The sequence below is a fragment of the Thalassospira sp. genome (assembly GCF_040218635.1).
Taxonomy (GTDB): domain Bacteria; phylum Pseudomonadota; class Alphaproteobacteria; order Rhodospirillales; family Thalassospiraceae; genus Thalassospira.
Genome location: NZ_JAVJRB010000011.1, coordinates 41950 through 62575 on the forward strand (window position 1 = coordinate 41950; position 20626 = coordinate 62575).

The window sequence follows — 20626 nt, forward strand, 5'->3', positions numbered from 1 at the left end:
AGGGGCTTATCACGACCCCTGTTTTTTTACGCTCAAATGCCGGGACTAAACCAAACTCATTCCCGCCGCACGGCATTAAGGAAGGTCGAAACAGACCCTTCAAGCGAATTGCTATCAGATTGAAGATTGGTTGCAGCCCCCTGAACATCCTGGGAAACGCCGCCAACCTCTTCAATCGACTGGGCAAGCTCACCGATATTGCTGGCAAAGGTTTGAACACCTTCGGATGCCTTGCCCGCACTATTGGCTATTTCGCGCGTTGCGGCGCTTTGTTCTTCAACGGCCGATGCAATCGCCGTTGAAATGCCTTCGACACGGCCAACAACGTCGTCAATGCGCCCGATGGTCTCTACTGCCCCGCTGACCGATACCTGAATGACACTGATTTGTTCCGAAATCTCATCCGTTGCCTTGGCCGTCTGGTTTGCCAGTCCTTTGACCTCATTTGCGACAACAGCAAAGCCTTTGCCGGCTTCACCCGCACGGGCGGCCTCGATTGTTGCGTTAAGCGCCAGAAGATTGGTCTGGGCGGCAATATCCTGAATGATGGTGACAACTTCGCCAATCTGGCGTGCTTTACCATCCAGATCACTGATATTGGCCGTTGCAGTACCGGCCTCTTGTGCGGCTTCGCGTGCAACGTCTGCGGCCATGGAAACCTGCTGGCCGATTTCCTCGATCGAAGCCAGAAGTTCTTCGGCGGCAGACGCCACAACCTGAACATTCTCGCTGGCCTGATCGGCACCGCCCGTGGCATCGGCCATTCTGCTACGTGCCGTTTCAACCAGACGCCCCATGCGTTGTGTGATCTCGCCAAGGGCGGCGGCCGCCGAACTCACCGACGCCACGGCTTGCCCGGAACTGGCTTCAAAATCATCAGCGACCTTGTTCATGGCTTGCTTGCGCTCACCCTCGGCCCGCTTTTCTGCGGCTTCGGCTTCGTCTTCCAGCTGCTTGGCGCGCAACGATTTATCGCGGAAATTTTCCAAGGCCGCAGCCATTTTGCCCATTTCATTGCTTTGGCCGATATGGGGGATTTCAGTGGCAAGATCGCCATCCGCCATTTTCCCCATCACACCGGCCAAATTCAAAATCGGGCGGGCTTGAAGCTTACCGACCATCAAGGCGGCAGCAATCGCTGCGACCAAAACAATAAGACCAATAATGATGGCTTCGCGTGCAGCACTGTTGGCACTGGCAAGCACCGCATCACTGGGCACGGCCCCGATAATCGTCCAGATTTGCGGGGCCTTGCCAAACTGAACCGGCAGGGCAACCAGATAACTTTCAACCCCGTCAAGTTCAGCGGTTATGAAGCCCTCGGAACGGGCTTGGGCAAGCTGTTCTGACGTGACACCGGTTGCCTCAAGATTTTCTGCAAGCATTTCCGGATCAGGATGGGCAACAACGGCACCGGTATCGGTTACCAACCAGACCTTTCCAACCCCGAACGGCTTTTCTTCGGCAACACGGCGCTGAAGTGCGCCAAGTTCCAGATCAACACCCGACACAGCAATGACCTTGCCATCCACAATGACCGGTGCCGTGGCCGAGGTCATCACAACCTCGCTATCATCGGTCAACGTCTCGACATAGGGTTCAAGAACGGCTGGAAGTTTGCTTGCTTCTGAAACGGTATAGAAATCTTCAGCGAAATCTTCGGTCGCGTCATAGTCCTCGTCGGTATCCATGACGATATTGCCTTCGTCGCGCACCCAATAAGGCGTGTAAACACCGGCAATATCCCCGCCGGATTTCCCAACCCAGTCGGCATCCGACCCCCCAAACACATTTGGCCGCGCCAGTGTCCAGGTGCCAAACCAGCTTTCATGATCAGCAAGGGATTCCCGCAAGGTCTGGCTCAGCACTTCGCGCCCGTCACTGTTGGTCGCTGATTTGCCGTTTTTTGCCACTGCACTTGCGATATCGGCAAATCCGGCACTTGCTGTCAGGGCGGTTTCAACAACTTCGGACATATCATTGGCAGCAGACCGAATTTCGCTGCGCATCTGTGAAATGCCGCCGCTCCGTGCGGCATCAAATGCCCGACTGGAAGACTGCGCAATGACAATCACCAATGCCAAGGCAACCACAATGGCTGAAAACAGGGCGATCTTTGCCCCAAGTGCAAGATTGTTCATCTATCCCCCTACTTTCCGAAGCACGACATTTTCTGTGTCAAAAGCGTGCAGCCTCCGGACCTGAATCTGTGTTTACCGCCAACGGCGAAAAAGTAATACTATTGCATAGACTGCCTGAACTAATGGGCAATATCAAATCACTATGCCCTGTTCTTTAGTTTTCACCGGCAAAACCGGTTTGCGGTCACAACCGCTGACGAAGTCGATGTCACCGCCCGTGCATATGTAAAAGCAGCCCGCCGCAAACGGCGACGGGCTGCTTGATAGACACTATGAGACATCAAGGTCGCGGAATTACATTCCCGGCATGATCACGGAATCAATCACGTGAATGACACCGTTATCCGCTTCGATATCGGCGGATGTGACGGTTGCTTCATCGACCATCACACCGTTCATCGCATTTACATCAATCGTGTCGCCCTGCACACTTTCGACCATCATTTCCTTACCGGCAATGTCGGCGGCCATTACTTTACCCGGCACGACGTGGTAGGTCAGAATAGCAACAAGCTTATCCTTGTTTTCCGGTTTCAGAAGGTCTTCGACAGTCCCGGCCGGCAGCTTGGCAAAGGCATCATCGGTGGGCGCAAAGACGGTAAATGGCCCGTCACCTTTAAGTGTCTCAACCAATCCCGCAGCCTGGACTGCCGCGACCAGCGTGTTGAACGATCCCGCGGAAATCGCGGTGTCGACAATGTCGGCTGCTTTGGCTGACATCGCACCGAACGTCAAAGCGGCACCGGTCGCTGTAGCGATAATCGTTTTTCTGAACGCACTCATGACTCAAACTCCTGTAAGTTTGTTATGTTGGATTTTGCGTTTCCAAATTACGCTGTCATGAAGCTTACGAAGCCGTCCCCGCGATCAGTTCAATCATATGATTGTGATCATCAGCCTATAATCCGCAGGTAACCGCGCACCGTAAAAGCGCGCCCTGTTGACCGAACCCAATAATCACTGCATCTCATGCGACGGCGATGATATGATCGGTTTTGACAAGATAACCTCTCTGCACACCTGCTTTTGATGGAGCCGCCCAAATGAATGCAAATGCGCGCATCACCATTTCCTGTTCTGACCGTGTCGGCCTTGTCTCGGAAATTTGCGGTCGCCTTTTTGATATCGGCACCAATCTGGGCCCGACATCCTTTGCCATTCAGGACGGCATGGCAAAGTTCGAAACCAGTTGTGAATTGCCAGATAGCAGCCTTGTTTCAGAATGCGAAACAGCCTTGCGCGAACTGACTTTGGAAAATGCAGATATCAAGGTGGAAGAAATCGCCGCCGCCCCGGAACTGACCACCGCACCGGGCGCAACCCACATGATCGAATGTTCCGGCATTGATCAGCCCGGGCTGATTGCACGACTTTCGGAAATTTTCATCGAATATAATGCCAATATCGTGCGCCTTGCCGCATCGGCCACCGATGAAAAAGACGCCCGGATCTACACCACGCGCTTTGCCGTGGCAATCGCACCGGAACGGGCAAGCAACTGTCTGGCAACACTGGCCAATACAGCCGGGTCAATGCGATTGGTGTTTAAGTTCGACGAGCTTTAGAACATCGCCCTGCTCAACCGTAATTTCTGCTGGGCAGATCAGGTTTAAAACAGCACCGATTACAGATCGTCAATCGGCGGCTGACCATCGTTGTCGTCATCAAAGACAACATGTTCGGCTGTCAATTGATCAAGCGTGACCCCGTCAACCTGAACGCCATAGCCATAATGACGACCATCGGCAAAATCGACATAAACACCGGTTTCATTTTCCGTGGCGTGATCCAGAAAATCATCGAAACTCTCAATGCCGCTTTTTTCCTGAAACGTTTTGCCAAAAACGAACCGGTCGCCCTGCTCACCAGTATCAAAATCGGTAATGCGGTCGCGCTCGGCACCACCTTCAAAAACCGTCCATAAAAAGGTATCCGATCCGGGTGCGCCATAGGCATCCCGGCCATCACCGGTCAGAAGATCATTGCCATCGCCGCCTTCAAGGGTGTCGTTTCCCCCACCGCCCGTCAGGGCATCGTGGAAATCACCTCCACGCAGATAATCATCGCCGTAAAATCCGTCCAGATGGTTGCGTACCTCATCGCCCGTAATCACATCGGCAACACGCGAACCGCGGACATTTTCAAACCCGTCAAAAACGTCACCATCGGCGGTTCCACCCGATGCCGCGCCGGTCGCAAGATTAATCGTCACCCCTTCGGTGCCGTTATCGTTGTAATCAAGAGTATCCTTCCCGGCCCCACCCAACAGGATGTCGCCATCAGCCCCACCAGCAAGACGATCATTCCCCTCGCCGCCAACCAGAATGTCATTGCCATCCCGACCCGTCATGGTGTCATTGCCATCGCCACCAAGGATGGTGTCGTCACCAGACGTATCACCAAGATAATCGCCATATAGAAAATCGTCACCGTCCCCGCCAACAAGCAGATCACTCCCGCCACGCCCCCACAGAACATCGCTTTGATCACTGCCGATCAGGGTGTCGTCAAATTCGGTGCCATAGACGACTTCGATGCCTTTAAGAACATCCCCCTCGGCCTCGCCACCGGCACCTGTGCCTGTTGCAAGGTTTACCTGAACCGCATCAGTGGCATTTTCACCGTCATAAAAGACCGCATCCCTGAAGTCCGGGCCACCTTCAAAGACATCCGCCCCGGCGCCGCCGGTCAGTCGGTCGTTTCCGCCGCCACCGACAAGCGTGTCATCACCGTTACCGCCAAACAGCGAACTGATGCCATTGTCGCCAACAAGAAGGTCATCACCATCCATGCCGTAAAGCGTACTGTAAGTGGTTTCATACAGAACGTCGTCGCCATCTGTTCCGAAAACCTGTGTCATCATATCCTCCGTCTATCATTCCGGGGTAAGGGTCCTGATTTTTGGGCGCAACGAACAGCCCCTGCCCCAAATCAAATGCCGTCGTCCGACGCAGTGCTATTCGAGATAATCGGCAAAAATGACATTGTCAGACGTCAATTCGTCCAGTGTCATGTCATCGATTTGCACCCCATAGGCATAGTGCCGCCCGTTGGCGAAATCGACATAGACGCCGTCGTCGTTTTCAGTGGTGTGATCAAGGAAATCATCGAAATTCTCGATACCGCTTTTTTCCTGAAACGTTTTGCCAAACAGCAAATGATCGCTGAATTCCCCGGCGTCGGGATTAAAATCGACAATGCGGTCGCGTTCGGCCCCGCCTTCAAAGACACGCCAAACGAAAGTCCCGCCGGTCAAAAGATCGTTGCCATCACCACCTTCGACCCAGTCATTTTGACCCGACCCGCCATCAAGGACGTCATGCCCGTCCCCGCCATAAACCCGGTCATTTCCGGTGCCGCCAGTGATCACATCCCGACCAGCACCGCCCGAAATGTAATCATCGCCGAACCCGCCGTTCATAACGTCATCACCATCGCCGCCAAACAGGGCGTCATCTGCGACATCGCCCTTGATCACGTCGTCCCCGTTTCCACCCCAGATAGAGGTAGAATCAGGCTCAAAGAAATCATCGTAAAAAATGTTACTGGCGGTCAGCGTATCATTGCCGTCCCCGCCATAAAGATGATCGCCCCCGTCATTGCCAAACAGGGTATCGTCGCCATCCCCGCCATCAAGCATATCTCGGCCGCCCATCCCGTGCTGCTGGCCATACAAGATATCATCCCCGGCCTCGCCATACACAAATGTGCCCGAAAGGGTGTCATTTCCCTCGCCGCCATAGACCGAGTCATATCCGTAAAAGCCGTCGATGGCGTTGTCGCCGTCATTCCCAATCAGGACGTCAGAATGGCGCGACCCAAAAATGTTTTCGACGCCGGTAATAACGTCACCTTCGGCATGGCCGCCACTGACAATCGCCGCACCATCGGTCAATTCGACCTGAACACCTTCGTTGGAATGGATGAATGTGGCTTCATCCTGACCAGCACCTCCATTGATGAAATCGGCCCCCGATCCACCATTTAACGTGTCATCGCCATCATTGCCGAGGAGTGTGTCATTGCCCCACTCCCCCCAAAGTTCATTGGAACGCCCACTTCCGACAAGGAAATCGTCCCCGCCAGCACCTTTTAGAATCCCGCCGTGTTCTTCACCGGCAATCAAGGTGTCGTCATGATTGGATCCCCGTACATTGAGATCGGGATTTTCGCGCGCATCAAGGAACGAAATCTGGTCGCCGTCCGCATCGCCCCCAACACCGGTCATGCTACCTTGATCGAAAATGACACCTTCTGGTGACCTGACATATGTCACCGTCGGTTCGTAAGGATAAAGAGACCTGACATCCCGATAATCAAAGACAATCGTATCGGCACCGCCGCCGCCATCAACGGAATAAAGTTCGCCCTGAATATGGTCATCATGATCGGAACCGGTGATGTCGAACTGTTGCCGGTAGTAATAATTGTCGTTGTAAAGCTCTAACGTATCGCCCTCGGCATCCCCGCCATGTGCAGTAAGTTCGATATCGCGGGTCTTTGGATCGTCATGATAATTATTATAAAACTCGATATGAACGGCTTCGTCCGACCGTTCATAGGAAAGCGCGTATTTGCTACTCGTCCGGGAAATAAACGTATCCGCCCCGGCGCCACCGATAATCGTGTCTCCACTGCCGACATAGATGGTGTCATCGCCTTCTAGGCCATAGACAGTGTCATTGGTCCATTCGTCCCAGATCACGTCGTCTTGATTTGTACCGATGATACGCGCCATGATGAGTCTCCATAAATAATGAAAAGACTCGAAAAGACTATCACCACAACTTCAATCGTAAAACGATAATAAATATAAATATATCGAACTAATAACGACCAATAATCAAAACAAAATAGATCGTTTTTACTTCAAAATTTGCGCCAGATTTTAGTTTTGATTGACTTTCAATTCACGTATTTATGATGAGATCCGGTTGCGACCACTTTGTTTCGCATCATACAGCTTCTGATCTGCGCGTTTCAAAACGCCCCATGGATCGGTTTCATCTTCGTCCCGCTCTGACAGCCCCACGGAAATCGTCACCGATACGGTTTTGTTTTTTTCCGGCACGGTGATTTTATTCTCGGCAATCCGTTTGCGCAGGGCATCAAGCGGCTCATACGATTTTTCGGCACTGCGTCCGGCAAAGACAACGGTGAATTCTTCACCGCCATAGCGGAACGCCTTACCCCCACCGCCGACACGGGCCAGTTCGCGGGCGACTTTTTTCAAAACGATATCGCCAACATCATGGCCATAGGTATCGTTGAACTTTTTAAAGTGATCCACATCGAGCATGGCAATCGTGTACTGGCTGCCAAGTTCGGCCATCGCATGACCAAGGGCGCGCCGCCCCGCAAGCCCGGTCAAATCATCGACAAAGGCCATGCGCCAGGCTTCTTGCGCCAATCCGGCCAGAACCACGGCGGTTGCGGCCAGATATCCATATTGAATGGCACCCGGCCCCATCACCGTTGCCACCGTGATGGCAATGATCGCCGCGGCAAAGCTTGTTTCAAGCGGCTTGTACCGTATCAACAGCAAGATGACGGCAAGCACAGACAGGATCATCGCCGGATGGGGCATCGCGTTTAAAATACCGGTGCTGGCAAAGAACCGCGTATCCAGCAAATGATACAGCGCTGATCCAACATCGGGTTGGCCGGCCAACATCAACATGACGAAAATCTGCAACCCCAGTATCAGCATTCTGGCAATGCCGCGCGGGTTTAACACTCCGCGTTCGGCCGTAAAGCCGAGAATAAGCAAATTGACCGGGATCAGATAAAGCGTCGCGATGCGCAAAAATGCCAAACCATCTGGCTGGAATTCTGCGCCATTGCCAACCAGTAGCCAGTAACACACCAGCAACAGCAACATGACGAAAACCGCACGCCCACGGTTAAACCACCAACCAATAACCCCGCCAAACATCGCCAATAAAAATGGGCCATACCGGACAAGGCCGGAAAGTTCGCTCGGCACCAAAGTCGGCGACATCGCCAGCACCAGACACGCACCCATGATAAGAACGGGGGCGAGGCTGGCAGAAACAATGGTGGAATAAGCGCGACGCATGGGGCGTTCGATACTACCTGCTGATGTGACCGTCAGGGCCAAATACAGCATACCGACCCCGGATATCGGCGGTAATCTAACCACTGACGGGTTAAGGGGCTATTGCTTTATCCCGCTATTCCCACTTTTTCTTATTTACGCCCCGCCTTGGTCGAAAGCACAATGGCAGAAACGCGTTTTAAGCTTGCACGCATTCGCATCTGCACCATAAATTGAATGCAACCTTACTGCGACGCACAATGATCGCGGACCACATAACTGTCACGGCGGCCACGGTACGATCCTGAAAACAGGACGCAATAACACGCCCAAGACATCGCGCGATTTCGGTCTTTGCGATGACGATTGAAATGACAGGTTCTGGAGAAACGTAATCATGAGCTTCACCACACCGACCCCGGCCCCGGCACGGCTAAACCGATCAGAACTTGCCGTTCCCGGCAGCCGGATCGAGCTGTTTGAAAAAGCCGCCAAATCCAAGGCCGATGCCATTTTCCTTGATCTGGAAGACGCCGTTGCGCCCAGTGACAAGGAACAGGCACGTAAAAACATCATCGCTGCGATCAATGACGTTGATTGGGGCGACAAGGTTCTTTCGGTCCGCATCAACGGACTTGATACCCATTATATGTATCGCGACGTTGTCGATGTTCTTGAACAGGCGGGCGATCGTCTTGACCTGATCATGATCCCCAAGGTCGGCACCGCCGCCGATGTTTACGCGCTTGATATGATGGCAACCCAGATCGAAGCCGCCAAGGGGCGCAAAAAACGCATCGGGTTTGAACTGATCATTGAAACCGCCCTTGGCATGCAAAACATCCACGAAATTGCCGCCGCCTCGCCGCGCAATGAAAGCCTGCATTTCGGTGTGGCCGACTACGCCGCCTCCACCAAGGCCATGACAACCGGCATTGGCGGCCCGAACCCGCATTACGGGGTTTTGACCGACAAGGATGGCGACAAACCGCGTGATTACCATTGGGGCGATATGTGGCATTACGCCATTGCCCGCATGGTGGTTGCCGCACGGGCCAATGGCCTGCGCCCGATTGACGGGCCGTTTGGTGATTTTTCCGATCCCGATGGTTACCGCGCACAGGCGGCACGCGCCATGGTGCTCGGCTGCGAAGGCAAATGGGCCATCCATCCAAGCCAGATCGGTCTTTCGAACGAGGTTTATTCACCGTCCGAAAAAGAAGTCACCAAGGCAAAACGCATCCTTGAAGCGATGGCAAAAGCCCAGTCCGAAGGGGCCGGTGCCGTTGCCCTTGATGGCCGCCTGATCGATATCGCATCGATCAAACAGGCCGAAGTCATGGTGCGTCAGGCCGAAGCCATCGCGGCGCTCGACAACACCTAACCGCCCGAATGGTGCAAATGAAGGGCGGCTTCGCCCTTCGTTTGCCAACCATCTGATAGGGCCTAGGACGCGATGCGCTGCTTATTGCCCGCCGTCAGATTTTCCGCGGGATCATCGGGCTGTACCAGATGAATGCGGATACCCCCTTCATTTTCGCCAAGCCCTGATTTCAGGCGCTGGTCACTATCATAATGACCGCCATTTTGCGTACGGTACGGTATTGGCGGATCAACAAACAATCCATCCAGACGCTGCTCGAACTCTTTCACGACACGGTTCCAGCCATCCGGGTCCATCCGGTCGCTTTGATAGACCGGGAACGGCGGCATTACCATCATTCCGGGATAAAACAGCACCCCGTGATGGATCGGCCACAGAATGTCTTCAAGACTGCCATTCACCCCGCGGTCGCTATAATGCGGGGCACGTCCGCCAATCGGCACAATAACCATCGCGCGCCGCCCCATAAGGGTTCCCTCACCATACCGGTCGCCCCAGCGTTCCCCGCCATGCACACCCACGCCATAGGCAAACCCATAGGCAAACACCCGATCGAACCAGCCTTTAAGGATCGCTGGCATGCCAAACCACCAAAGCGGAAAGCTGAGCAAAACCGCATCCGCCCACAATAGTTTTTCCTGTTCGGCTGCGATGTCAGGACTTTGCGTTCCCGCTGCAAAGGCATCACGGGATTCCGCAATATACATCAGACGATCCGGATTATGCGGTTCGGTAAAATCATCTTCATCGGCAACGGCTTTCCATCCCATGGCATACAGATCCGAAACCTTCACCGTGTGGCCACGCGCACTCAGCTTCTCCAGCGATATCTTTAAGCGCACTGGTCAGTGATTTCGGCTCGGGATGGGCATGGACAATAAGAACATTGCTCATAACGCTGGTCCTTTCTTCAATTCCTTGGGTTTGATGCGTGATCATGCCCGGTGTTTTTGCTATTGTTGAAATTGAAGTTTTTATTTGCTGGTATAAATATGAATGATATCAAAAACCTTGATCTCAATCTGCTGGTCACGCTCGATACCTTATTGGCCGAATGCAATGTCACACGCGCGGCCAAACGCCTTAATCTCAGCCAGCCTGCCATATCGACCCGGCTGACGCGATTGCGTGAACTGCTTGATGATCCGCTATTATTGCCCTCGCAGCGCGGCATGATCCCGACTGAACGCGCACTTGCAATACAAGACCCCCTGCACATCGCGCTTGAAGGCGTCCGTCAGGTCATCGCCGAAGGCAGCCCGTTTGATCCGCTAAAGGCCGACGCCACGATTGCCATCGCCGCCAGTGACTATGTGCAATATTCGGTCCTCATCCCGCTAAGTCAGGCTTTGCGCACCGAGGCCCCCGGGATCAAGATCGCATGGCGCACAATCGATACTGCCGTTCTCGACGGCCAAATGACCCGTGGCGATGTCAGCTTTGCCCTGACAACGCCGCAAACAGCGCCGCAAAACTTACGCATGCGTAAACTTTACACAGAACAGTATGTCGCCATCGCCCGTGCGGATCATCCGGCGATAAAGGGCGCACTGGACCTTGATACCTTTTGCAATCTTGATCACGTCATCGTCTCGCCCGAAGGCGGCGGCTTCCACGGTCCCGCAGATGATGCATTGGCCGTGGCAGGCCGTACGCGCCGGGTGGCCCTGTCTGCACCGGGGTTTCTTGTGGTACCGGAAATTGTCGAACGCAGCGACATGATTGCCCTTGTCCCCAGCCGGGTGGCCCATGACCGCCCCGGCCGTATTCAGGTGCTAACACCGCCGCTTCCGGTGACCGGATTTGACATGGCGCTGGTCTGGCATGACCGCACAACAACACATCCTTTATATCGCTGGCTGCGTGAACGGATCACAAATTTGATCGAACCTCCGGCTCCTGCACCGTCTCGACAGTCCGGAATGACATAAAAAAAGACCGATCCACGCATTGTGCGAGATCGGTCTTTTTGATGTCGTTACGCACGACATCCGTTGTTTATATGCCGCTTAAAATCGCGTGGGCTTAAGCGCCCAGACCTTCAAACGTGATCTTGCCGATTGCCTTGCCGCTTTCAAGAAGGATATGCGCCTTTTGCAGGCTTTCCGGTGTCAGCGGGCCAAAGCTTTCATTGGCGGTGTTTTTGATCACACCGTCATCAACAAGCTGCGCAACAGTTGCCAAAAGCTTGTGCTGTTCGATCATGTCATCGGTCGTGAACATCGACCGGGTGAACATGAATTCATAGGAGAAGCTGGCTGATTTTGCCTTGAGCAGATCGACATTATGATTTTCCGAGGCTTCGGTAATCGTCACGATCCGTCCCTGCGGCACGATCAACGCTGCCATGGTGTCAAAATACTGGTCGGTTTCAGACGTGCAGAAAATGTAATCCACATTCGCAACATTTAACGCAGCCAGTTCTTCATCAAGCGGCTTGCGATGGTTGATCACGCGATCTGCACCAAGATTTTTGACCCATTCGACCGTTTCCGGGCGCGATGCGGTTGCGATGACCTGAAGACCCGCAAGTTTGGCAAGCTGGATGGCAATCGATCCAACGCCACCGGCCCCGCCAATGATCAGGATGGTTTTATCGGCATTGGCATCCGTCGCCGTGCGGTCGATCAAAAGCCGGTCAAACATTGCCTCCCATGCCGTGATGGTGGTCAGCGGCAAAGCCGCAGCCGCCGCAAAATCAAGCGATTTGGGCTTTGGCGCGACGATGCGTTCATCAACAAGCTGAAATTCGCTATTTGACCCGGACCGGGTTACATCACCGGCATACCAGACTTCATCGCCTGGACGAAACAGGGTGACGTCTTCACCAACGGCTTCGACAACGCCCGCTGCATCCCAGCCAAGCACGGTAAATTTGCCTTCTTCGGCCCGGCCCTTACGAACTTTAAAATCGACCGGGTTCACCGCAACACCTTTGACCCGCACCAGAATATCGCGACCTTCGACGGTCGGCGTTTCGGTTTCAATCTGGGTGAAAAGCCCGGGCGTTTCGACCGGTGCAGGCCGATGAATTCCAATGGATTTCATATTTGCAGTCCTTTTGACGAATGTTTGATTTGTGAATATCCCTGAAATAGCTGATAATCACCAAACTGATAAGTACGCACAATTTATGCATATAGTATCAATTTGTATACTATTGCGAAATTCTGCGAAAAATCAAACCACCAACACCGCCCAACAAAGCGTGATCGGAGAAACCAGATGGAACAATGCCTCCCGAATCGCAGCCCCGGTTGCCCGGTCGAAGGCGCACTTGATGTCATTGGCGGAAAGTGGAAAGGCGTTGTGATGTTTCATCTCCTTGATGGCACCAAACGCTTTAACGAACTGCGCCGCATGATGCCGGGCGTCACCCAACGCATGCTGACCCGTCAATTGCGCGAGCTTGAGGCAGATGGCCTTGTCCATCGCGAAGTCTATGCCGAAGTCCCGCCGCGCGTGGAATACAGCCTGACGGCGAAGGGCGAGACGCTTCGTGACATCATCCTTGCCCTAAAGACATGGGGGGAAACCCATGTGCCCTATTACGCCCTGTCCAAACAAGGGTTGCCGGAAACTGAAACGGCCTGATTACGAGCGGATGACGTGGGCGACGCGGATGACGCTGCGCCCCCATCATTGCCCCAAGACGAGCCTTATTGAACGCTCAGATCACGTGCCATTTTCCAGAAAGTCGTTCGATCATAGCCATCATGAACGCCTTCCCCGGCAATTTCGAAACCCCGTGATTTGAAAAAGGCAATATTGTCTTCAAGCTCGACGCGGACATGAAGACGCATTTTTGCCTTACGCCGTTTGGTGGCGAATGCACAGGCGGCTTCGACCAATGCCTTGCCAATCCCCGCCCCTTTGATCGTATGATCAACTGACAATTTATAAAGATAGGCATCCACGCCGACATCTTCGATCCAGACCTGCCCGACCACCAAGCCGGTCTGATCCCGCGCCAAAAGCAATGTGTCGCGGGCAAACCGCCATTGAAGTTCGGAAATTGTTACCGACTTCGCCGAACTCGGCGGATCAACGATACCGTCTTGAAAGGCAAAGGCCGAGAGAAGAATTTCGACAAGACGTTCAAACGGAACGTCGTCAGGGTTTTCAACCTGATAAATCTGGATACTGGACGTCATCGAATTCAATGTGCAAACTGTGAGGACTCAAGAGTGAGAAATATACGCCATAATTCTTAGGGCCCAAACTCATTCACATGACCGCCCCGGCAACTGATATAAGAGAAAGCACTAGGAAAAGCCCGCAGAGCGGGGTGATCCCCGGTCAAGGAATTTGACGCAGAGCTTTCTCTTATATCCGTTGTCCTTCGGATCTCGCGGATTTGCACGGGCTACTTTGTCGCAAAACCTTGAAAGATATATATCTTCCTGCGGTTTTGTTTCGCGTATCCGCACAAATCGGCGAGACAGGGGCGATTATGTGAATGAGTTTGGACCCTACGTAAACGGAAAATATGGTCGGCTTATCGCTCAACCCTTGACGTAGCGGGTCGATCAACTATGTTCCGCTCCATTGTTTCCCAGTCGGATATGATGCCAAGATGCACAACTTCCTTGATTTTGAAAAACCGATCGCCGAGCTTGAAGGCAAGATCGAAGAGCTCCGTCACCTGACGGGCAATGACGAAGTCAACATCACAGACGAGGTTGCGCGCCTCCAGGATAAGCTCACCAAGTTGCTGCAAAGCACCTATGGTAAGTTGACGCCTTGGCAGAAGACGCAAGTCGCACGCCATCCGGACCGTCCGCACTTTACCGACTATATCGCCAACCTGTTTGACGGTTTCACCCCGCTTTCCGGCGACCGCCAGTTTGGCGAAGATGCCGCGATCATTGGTGGACTTGCCCGTCTTCAGGGACGCTCAGTCATGGTTATCGGCCATGAAAAGGGCCGCGACACCGAAACCCGTGTAAAACACAATTTCGGCTCAGCCCGCCCGGAAGGATACCGTAAGGCAATCCGTCTGATGCGCATGGCGGAACGGTTTAACATCCCGGTTATCACGCTTGTCGATACCGCTGGCGCCTTCCCGGGTGCTGACGCAGAAGCACGTGGCCAATCCGAGGCCATTGCGCGTTCGATCGAAGCCTGCCTTGATATCAAGGTTCCGCTGATCTCGGTCATCATTGGCGAAGGCGGTTCAGGTGGTGCGATTGCACTTGCGGTTGGCAACACTGTTCTGATGCTTGAAAACTCGATCTATTCGGTCATTTCACCAGAAGGCTGCGCGTCCATTCTGTGGCGTTCTGGCGACGAAGCCAAAACCGCAGCCGAGGCCCTTCGCCTTACGGCACAGGACCTGCTTCAGCTTGGCGTGATTGATGAAATCGTTCCCGAACCGCTTGGCGGCGCACAGCGCCATGGCAAAGAAGCCTGCAAACGGGTTGGCGATGCCATCATCAAGTCGCTAGAAAGCATGGACAATGTTGAAGGCGGTGTTCTTAAAGCACGGCGTCGTGACAAGTTCCTTGAAATGGGCCGCAAAGGCCTGAACTGATTTCCCATTCAGGGCGCAGCGATCACGTGATCATGCTGCGCCCTGTTGTTTTATCTCCGGCGTAGTCTGTCCCGTCGGTGACATCCGGCAAGCAAACACGCCCTGTTCCGACGCCGTCGGGAGGCACCATGGACGTTCTTCGCCAGATCGTAGAATCCAACCGTTTTAAAAATTTCATCACAATCGTCATTGCCTTAAACGCAGTGATCCTTGGCTTTGAAACCTCGCCGACCGTCATGGAACACGCGGGGACGATCCTGCATGTTCTCGATCAGATCGCGGTTGCGATCTTTGTCATCGAACTGTTGATGAAACTGGTTGTCTATCGAATGGCCTTTTTCAAACGTTCATGGAACATCTTTGATTTCACGATTGTTGCCATCACGCTTCTGCCCGTCGGTCAGGGGGTTTCGGTCTTGCGTGCGCTTCGGATTTTGCGGGCCTTCCGCCTGATTTCGATCGTGCCATCAATGCGCAAAGTCGTCGAAGCCCTGATGCGGGCTATTCCGGGCATGCTTTCGGTCCTGACCTTGCTGTCACTGGTGTTTTATGTCTCGGCCGTCATGGCAACGAAACTGTTTGGGCAAGGCTTCCCGGAATGGTTCGGCACCATTGGTGCATCGCTTTATTCCCTGTTCCAGATCATGACCCTTGAAAGCTGGTCGATGGGAATCGTCCGCCCGGTGATGGTGTTATATCCGTTGGCATGGATGTTTTTCGTGCCATTCATCCTGGTAACGACATTTGCGGTCCTCAATCTGTTCATCGCGATTGTCGTGGATGCGATGGCAACCCATGTTGACGTTGAAGAAGACCAGACCCGCGATGAAATAGACCACGATCATCAGGAAGTTATGAGTGAACTCCGCGCTTTGCGCCAGGAAATGGCCAAACTTGCAGCCGCCCAAAATTCCGGCGCCAACCGGCCTGACTCCGGACAAAACTGACCAATGCGGGCCTAACAGACACCGGGTCAGGATCGATTAATACAGAAAAATTCAAGCTTTCCTTATAAAAGGGGGTGGTTAAACGCCCCGAACCTCGTCTAATCTTTCGACAAAATATCGGGAGAACGGGGAATGAAGCTTACATTTGCGGGGACAGGTTCAGCCTTTTGCATGGCTGCCGAAAACTTTCAGAGCAATATGGTTCTGGAAACGACCCCGTTAGGTGACGAACAACCGCAACGCCTGTTGATTGACTGCGGTTCAGATGCGCGTCATTCTTTGCGCAACCTTGGCCACCTGCCAAACGATTTTGACGGGGTGTATATCAGCCATCTGCATTCAGACCATATCGGGGGTCTGGAATGGATGGCACTTGCCAATTATTTTGTGTTTGATGGCCACCGCGCGAAACTGTTTGCCGTTAAAGAACTGCTTGAACCGCTTTGGGAACATTCCCTGCGCGGCGGGCTTGAAACCAGCGATCATGGCAATAGCCAGCTTTCATCTTATTTCGATGTTGTTCCTCTTAAAGCCAAAGACGGATTTGACTGGCAAGATATGCATCTTGATGTCATTCCAGTGCCCCATATCGTTACCAGTGAAACCACCATGTTTTCATATGCCCTGTTCGGGCATGGTGCGAAGACTTCCTTTTTCCTGACAACAGATGCGATTTTCAATCCTGCTGCCCATATGGCATTCTATCAAAAGGCAGATATCATTTTTCAGGATTGTGAATTGGGCCCGCGTCATTCCGGGGTACATGCCCATTATGATGAACTTGTGACCCTGCCAGATGATGTGAAGGCAAAGATGTGGCTGTATCATTATCAAGCCTATGACAAGCCTGATGCAAAAGCGGACGGATTCTGTGGATTTATTGAACCGGAGCAAGTTTTCGATCTTGGCTGATCAAACCACCGGCGCATAATCTGCACACTACCCAGACAAAAACGAGCGACTGGAACAAAAAGTTCCAAACAACAAGACGGGACGTGCGAATGCCTAAATCGGTTTTTGCCTATATCTGGCGCCATAGCCGCCTTCAGCAGATCATCTTGCTGGTGGTGACGCTACTTTCATTTCCGTTCCTGTATTATTCGCTCGATCTGCCCAAACAGATTGTCAACGAAGCCATTGGCGGTGCCGGTGCCCCGTACGACATCGCGGGCATATCGCTTGACCAGATTGAATATCTTTTCGCCCTGTCGGGTATTTTCCTTGCCCTTGTTTTCGTCAATGGCGGGTTCAAATATTTCATCAATGTCTATCAGGGCGTCATGGCGGAACGCATGCTGCGCCGCCTGCGCTATACATTGTTTGACCGCGTTTTACGCTTTCCCCTGCCGCATTTCCGCAAAACCAGTCAGGGTGAAATTGTTTCCATGATCACCGCCGAAGCAGAACCGCTGGGCGGTTTCTTTGGCGAGGCGATTTCACTTCCGATCTATCAGGGCGGCATCCTGATTACGATTTCGGCCTTTATCTTTATTCAGGACCCGATGATGGGGTTGGCCGCGATTGCGTTCTATCCGCTTCAGGGCTACATGATCCCGAAGCTGCAAAAACGGGTCAATCTTCTGGGTAAGCAGCGCGTTCAGAACGTACGCCGCATGTCAGAACATCTGGGGGAATCTGTTGGCGGTGCGACCGATATTCGTGCCAATGAAACCCAGGGGTTCGAACTTACCCACTTCACCCAGCGGCTGGGCCGGATTTTTGAAATCCGCAAGGAAATCTATTTCCGCAAATTCTTTATCAAATTTCTCAACAACTTCATCGCGCAGATCACGCCATTCTTCTTCTATTCGATTGGTGGCTATCTCGTGATCAAGGGCGATCTTAGCTTTGGCGCATTGGTCGCAGCCCTTGCCGCCTATAAGGATATGGCTGCCCCCTGGAAAGAACTTCTGGCCTATTATCAGCGCCTTGCCGATGCACGGATCAAATACGAACAGCTTCACGAACAGTTCGAACTGCCTGATCTTAAACCCGAACATCAGCTTTTTGCCGCCCCGTCCCCTGTGCTCGGTGGGCCGCTTGATGTCAGTGGTCTGTCATGGATCGATGATGACGGGACGCGGGTGGTCGAAAATGTGTCCTTTAACATGTCCTTACCCAGCAAGGCCCTTTTGACCGGCGCGTCAGACAGCGGGAAATCACAGCTTGCCCGCCTTCTGGCCGGCATCCTTGATCCGACCGGTGGCCGTATTCAATTTAATGATCTTGATGCCAGCACCCTTCCATCTGCGGTCATTGGTCAACGTTTGGCCTATGTCGGTGCGGACGCCTATCTGTTTAACGGCAGCATCGCGGATAATCTGTTTTATGGCCTGAAACACCGCCCGATCACCATAAATCAGGATAGTGCATCGGCGCCAAAATCCGGGCCATCGGGTGAAAATGACAATGCCGCACAATCAGATACTGCCAAGGGCAAAGCTGTCGCCAAAATCGCCAACACGTCCAAAGGCACCGCCGACGATCATGACTATCCCGACCCGCAATTTGTCGATGTCATCGAACTGACCGATCCGGTTGAACTGCCAAAGAAACTGACCCGCGAGATGTTCAACGAAATCATAATGTCGGGCAACATCCCCTATGATCCGTCAGCTGAATGGATTGACTATGTCGGGCCCGGCTTTGGATCGCCAGATGAGCTTCAAGGCGAATTGATGCGACTGTTAGAAGTCGTCGGTCTGGACCGCGACATCTATCGCATCGGCTTACAGCGACGCATCAGTGCTGAAGAACGCCCGGAACTGGTTGAATCGGTTCTGACCGTGCGTCCACGCCTTAAACAAATCCTGGCTGAACGCGAACTGTCTGACCTTGTCGAGCCTTATGACATTGAAAAATACAATGAAAACGCGCCCGTCGGCGTAAACCTGATGTTCGGCACACCGTCGCGTACCGAAGAATTCAAACGGTTTGATTTCCTATCGCACCCGTTTATCCAAGACAGCCTGCGTGAATATGGGCTCTATGAAAAAATGGTCCAGATGGGCCGCGAAACGCTTGATCTCATGATCGAACTGTTTACCGGCTTGCCACCGGGTCATGAGTTCTTTGATCGCTACAGCTTCGTTTCCGCCGATGAAATCCCGGAAGTCAAAAACATCCTGAAACGCACCGATGGTGTTGCAGTCAAAGACATGCGCAAAGAAGATCAGCTTCATCTTCTTGACGTCGCCATGCAACTGACCCCGGCCCGCCATCGTTTGCGGGTGATTGATGATGATTTCCGCGGTCTTATCCTCAAGGCACGCCCGCACATTCGCGCGAATATGCCCGACAACCTCGCCAAATATATCGACTTCTTCGAAGCCGACGATTACGCGCCAGCCGCCCCGATCCTTGATAACTTGCTGTTTGGTCGCTTTGCCTATGGCCGTGCGAATTCCGAAGAACGTGTTGGTGAAGTCCTGTTTGAAATTGCCCATGAAGGCGGGCTTTATGAAGGACTGGTTGCTCTTGGCCTCGAAAGCCAGGTTGGTGTCGGCGGCAGCCGCATGTCCCAGACCCTGCGTCAGAAAATTGCCCTTGTGCGCGCCCTGATCAAGAACCCGAACCTTCTTGTCATTGACGAAGGCCTGTCTGCGCTTGATCGTGAAACCCGCGAAGGTGTGATCAATTATCTCACCGGCGAAAACGACAATACCAGTCTGGTCTGGGTCGATGGCGACGATGAAGCCAGTGAAAAGTTCGACACCTTCTTGCATATGTCGAACGGCAAACTGGTCAAACGCCGCAGCAACAATGACGATAGCCCATCAGAAACAGCAGAGGCTGATGAAGATGCTGCCGTCGTTGCCGATGGTGATATCGAACAGGAAGTTCGCCTTCTGCGCACCATTCCGCTGTTTGCCGGTCTTGATCCAAGTGTGGTTAAACTTCTTGCCTTTACCAGCCCGCGCCTGACCTTCAAGCGCGGTGAAGTTCTGGTCAAACAAGGCGATCCGGGCGATGCCGCCTATATCGTGATATCCGGCCGTGGTGAGATATGGTTGACCACCGAAGAACAGCAAACCGTGAAACTACGCGATGTTCACGCCAAGGAAGTCATCGGCGAAATCGCCCTTCTGGTCGATGCCCCGCGGTCGGCCACCATTCGCGCAGTAGAAGACATGACGGTTCTGAAACTCGATAAAACCGAGTTCCTCGGTCTGGTCCGACAGGACCAGGCGGTCGCCGTTCAGCTGATCCGCGTTCTTGCTGACAGGCTCGATCAAACCACCAAACAACTAAGTGCGCGTAACAACGATTAAACTCTCTGCCCTGAAAAGACTGTCCTTGAATGAATAAGATCGCCTCCATCCTGCTGGCCACCGTTATTGCCGTCGTCATCCTTGGCGGCTTTATCGCGATTTTAGGCGGCAGTATCCTTGGTGCGGTGCTGTTTCTCGTGGGCATTCCCTTTGCCTTTCCGATGTCGACCAGCATTGTTGTTCTGTTCTTTGCCGTGATCATTGTCCGGACTGTCATCGAAAAACGCCGCCAAAAGCGCGAAATGCAAAAGTATCTGGAATCCCGAGACGATTGATTTTCGGGCGTTTCAGG

General features: G+C 53.2%; 17 protein-coding genes. 9 read left to right on the forward strand and 8 right to left on the reverse strand.

From position 1 onward, the window contains the following. Positions 1–56 precede the first annotated feature (56 nt). Entirely contained in the window at positions 57–2141 is a 2085-nt protein-coding gene (locus RIC05_RS11555) for a methyl-accepting chemotaxis protein (protein ID WP_350048784.1), read from the reverse strand. A 294-nt stretch (positions 2142–2435) separates the two neighbouring features. After that, a complete protein-coding gene (locus RIC05_RS11560; protein WP_502989549.1) occupies positions 2436–2924 on the reverse strand; it encodes a fasciclin domain-containing protein in 489 nt (162 codons plus the stop codon). A gap of 260 nt (positions 2925–3184) precedes the next feature. Between RIC05_RS11560 and RIC05_RS11565 the strand changes: the two genes are divergently transcribed. Continuing rightward, positions 3185–3706 (forward strand): glycine cleavage system transcriptional repressor, encoded by a 522-nt coding sequence (locus tag RIC05_RS11565; protein ID WP_350048782.1) that lies wholly within the window; start codon positions 3185–3187, stop codon positions 3704–3706. Between the two features lie 59 nt (positions 3707–3765). Here the strand turns inward: RIC05_RS11565 and RIC05_RS11570 are convergent, their stop codons facing one another. From RIC05_RS11570 to RIC05_RS11580, 3 genes are all read right to left on the reverse strand, one after another. After that, entirely contained in the window at positions 3766–5001 is a 1236-nt protein-coding gene (locus RIC05_RS11570) for a calcium-binding protein (RefSeq protein ID WP_350048780.1), read from the reverse strand. Positions 5002–5097: 96 nt separating this feature from the next. Then, positions 5098–6879, reverse strand: a complete 1782-nt coding sequence (locus RIC05_RS11575; RefSeq protein WP_350048778.1) for a calcium-binding protein — start codon at positions 6877–6879, stop codon at positions 5098–5100. A 180-nt stretch (positions 6880–7059) separates the two neighbouring features. Further along, positions 7060–8271, reverse strand: a complete 1212-nt coding sequence (locus tag RIC05_RS11580) for a GGDEF domain-containing protein (RefSeq protein WP_350048776.1) — start codon at positions 8269–8271, stop codon at positions 7060–7062. Positions 8272–8596: 325 nt separating this feature from the next. Here RIC05_RS11580 and RIC05_RS11585 point away from each other — a divergent pair, with 325 nt between their 5' ends. Beyond that, on the forward strand, positions 8597–9583 hold the full coding sequence (locus RIC05_RS11585) for an HpcH/HpaI aldolase/citrate lyase family protein (RefSeq protein ID WP_350048774.1): 987 nt from the start codon (positions 8597–8599) through the stop codon (positions 9581–9583). Positions 9584–9645: 62 nt separating this feature from the next. On the opposite strand, the gene RIC05_RS11590 is transcribed toward RIC05_RS11585, so the two are convergent. Beyond that, on the reverse strand, positions 9646–10425 hold the full coding sequence (locus tag RIC05_RS11590; protein WP_350048772.1) for an NAD(P)H-dependent oxidoreductase: 780 nt from the start codon (positions 10423–10425) through the stop codon (positions 9646–9648). 150 nt (positions 10426–10575) lie between these two features. Here RIC05_RS11590 and RIC05_RS11595 point away from each other — a divergent pair, with 150 nt between their 5' ends. Then, positions 10576–11514, forward strand: coding sequence for a LysR family transcriptional regulator (locus tag RIC05_RS11595; RefSeq protein ID WP_350048770.1), 939 nt, complete (start codon positions 10576–10578; stop codon positions 11512–11514). A 94-nt stretch (positions 11515–11608) separates the two neighbouring features. On the opposite strand, the gene RIC05_RS11600 is transcribed toward RIC05_RS11595, so the two are convergent. After that, a complete protein-coding gene (locus tag RIC05_RS11600; protein ID WP_350048768.1) occupies positions 11609–12631 on the reverse strand; it encodes a zinc-binding alcohol dehydrogenase family protein in 1023 nt (340 codons plus the stop codon). A gap of 177 nt (positions 12632–12808) precedes the next feature. Between RIC05_RS11600 and RIC05_RS11605 the strand changes: the two genes are divergently transcribed. After that, the gene (locus tag RIC05_RS11605; RefSeq protein ID WP_350048766.1) at positions 12809–13177 is read left to right on the forward strand and encodes a winged helix-turn-helix transcriptional regulator; all 369 of its coding nucleotides are present in this window, start codon (positions 12809–12811) and stop codon (positions 13175–13177) included. Positions 13178–13242: 65 nt separating this feature from the next. Here the strand turns inward: RIC05_RS11605 and RIC05_RS11610 are convergent, their stop codons facing one another. Continuing rightward, positions 13243–13737, reverse strand: coding sequence for a GNAT family N-acetyltransferase (locus tag RIC05_RS11610; protein WP_350048764.1), 495 nt, complete (start codon positions 13735–13737; stop codon positions 13243–13245). Between the two features lie 422 nt (positions 13738–14159). Here RIC05_RS11610 and RIC05_RS11615 point away from each other — a divergent pair, with 422 nt between their 5' ends. The 5 genes from RIC05_RS11615 to RIC05_RS11635 all read left to right on the forward strand — a co-directional run bounded on the left by RIC05_RS11615 (position 14160) and on the right by RIC05_RS11635 (position 20609). Beyond that, the gene (locus RIC05_RS11615) at positions 14160–15116 is read left to right on the forward strand and encodes an acetyl-CoA carboxylase carboxyltransferase subunit alpha (protein ID WP_350043007.1); all 957 of its coding nucleotides are present in this window, start codon (positions 14160–14162) and stop codon (positions 15114–15116) included. A gap of 128 nt (positions 15117–15244) precedes the next feature. Beyond that, entirely contained in the window at positions 15245–16063 is an 819-nt protein-coding gene (locus RIC05_RS11620) for an ion transporter (RefSeq protein ID WP_350048762.1), read from the forward strand. 132 nt (positions 16064–16195) lie between these two features. After that, the gene (locus tag RIC05_RS11625) at positions 16196–16975 is read left to right on the forward strand and encodes an MBL fold metallo-hydrolase (protein WP_350043009.1); all 780 of its coding nucleotides are present in this window, start codon (positions 16196–16198) and stop codon (positions 16973–16975) included. Positions 16976–17064: 89 nt separating this feature from the next. Further along, a complete protein-coding gene (locus RIC05_RS11630) occupies positions 17065–20334 on the forward strand; it encodes an ABC transporter transmembrane domain-containing protein (protein WP_350048760.1) in 3270 nt (1089 codons plus the stop codon). 29 nt (positions 20335–20363) lie between these two features. Continuing rightward, positions 20364–20609 (forward strand): hypothetical protein, encoded by a 246-nt coding sequence (locus RIC05_RS11635; RefSeq protein WP_350048758.1) that lies wholly within the window; start codon positions 20364–20366, stop codon positions 20607–20609. Positions 20610–20626: the final 17 nt, after the last annotated feature.

Excerpts from the sequence above, each read along its gene's own strand:
- RIC05_RS11570 (WP_350048780.1), bottom strand. The coding sequence starts at position 5,001 with ATGACACAGGTTTTCGGAACAGATGGCGACGACGTTCTGTATGAAACC.
- RIC05_RS11600 (WP_350048768.1), bottom strand. The coding sequence starts at position 12,631 with ATGAAATCCATTGGAATTCATCGGCCTGCACCGGTCGAAACGCCCGGG.
- RIC05_RS11615 (WP_350043007.1), top strand. The coding sequence starts at position 14,160 with ATGCACAACTTCCTTGATTTTGAAAAACCGATCGCCGAGCTTGAAGGC.
- RIC05_RS11605 (WP_350048766.1), top strand. The coding sequence starts at position 12,809 with ATGGAACAATGCCTCCCGAATCGCAGCCCCGGTTGCCCGGTCGAAGGC.
- RIC05_RS11585 (WP_350048774.1), top strand. The coding sequence starts at position 8,597 with ATGAGCTTCACCACACCGACCCCGGCCCCGGCACGGCTAAACCGATCA.
- RIC05_RS11555 (WP_350048784.1), bottom strand. The coding sequence starts at position 2,141 with ATGAACAATCTTGCACTTGGGGCAAAGATCGCCCTGTTTTCAGCCATT.
- RIC05_RS11635 (WP_350048758.1), top strand. The coding sequence starts at position 20,364 with ATGAATAAGATCGCCTCCATCCTGCTGGCCACCGTTATTGCCGTCGTC.
- RIC05_RS11610 (WP_350048764.1), bottom strand. The coding sequence starts at position 13,737 with ATGACGTCCAGTATCCAGATTTATCAGGTTGAAAACCCTGACGACGTT.
- RIC05_RS11625 (WP_350043009.1), top strand. The coding sequence starts at position 16,196 with ATGAAGCTTACATTTGCGGGGACAGGTTCAGCCTTTTGCATGGCTGCC.
- RIC05_RS11560 (WP_502989549.1), bottom strand. The coding sequence starts at position 2,924 with ATGAGTGCGTTCAGAAAAACGATTATCGCTACAGCGACCGGTGCCGCT.
- RIC05_RS11620 (WP_350048762.1), top strand. The coding sequence starts at position 15,245 with ATGGACGTTCTTCGCCAGATCGTAGAATCCAACCGTTTTAAAAATTTC.
- RIC05_RS11575 (WP_350048778.1), bottom strand. The coding sequence starts at position 6,879 with ATGGCGCGTATCATCGGTACAAATCAAGACGACGTGATCTGGGACGAA.
- RIC05_RS11580 (WP_350048776.1), bottom strand. The coding sequence starts at position 8,271 with ATGCTGTATTTGGCCCTGACGGTCACATCAGCAGGTAGTATCGAACGC.
- RIC05_RS11630 (WP_350048760.1), top strand. The coding sequence starts at position 17,065 with ATGCCTAAATCGGTTTTTGCCTATATCTGGCGCCATAGCCGCCTTCAG.
- RIC05_RS11595 (WP_350048770.1), top strand. The coding sequence starts at position 10,576 with ATGAATGATATCAAAAACCTTGATCTCAATCTGCTGGTCACGCTCGAT.
- RIC05_RS11565 (WP_350048782.1), top strand. The coding sequence starts at position 3,185 with ATGAATGCAAATGCGCGCATCACCATTTCCTGTTCTGACCGTGTCGGC.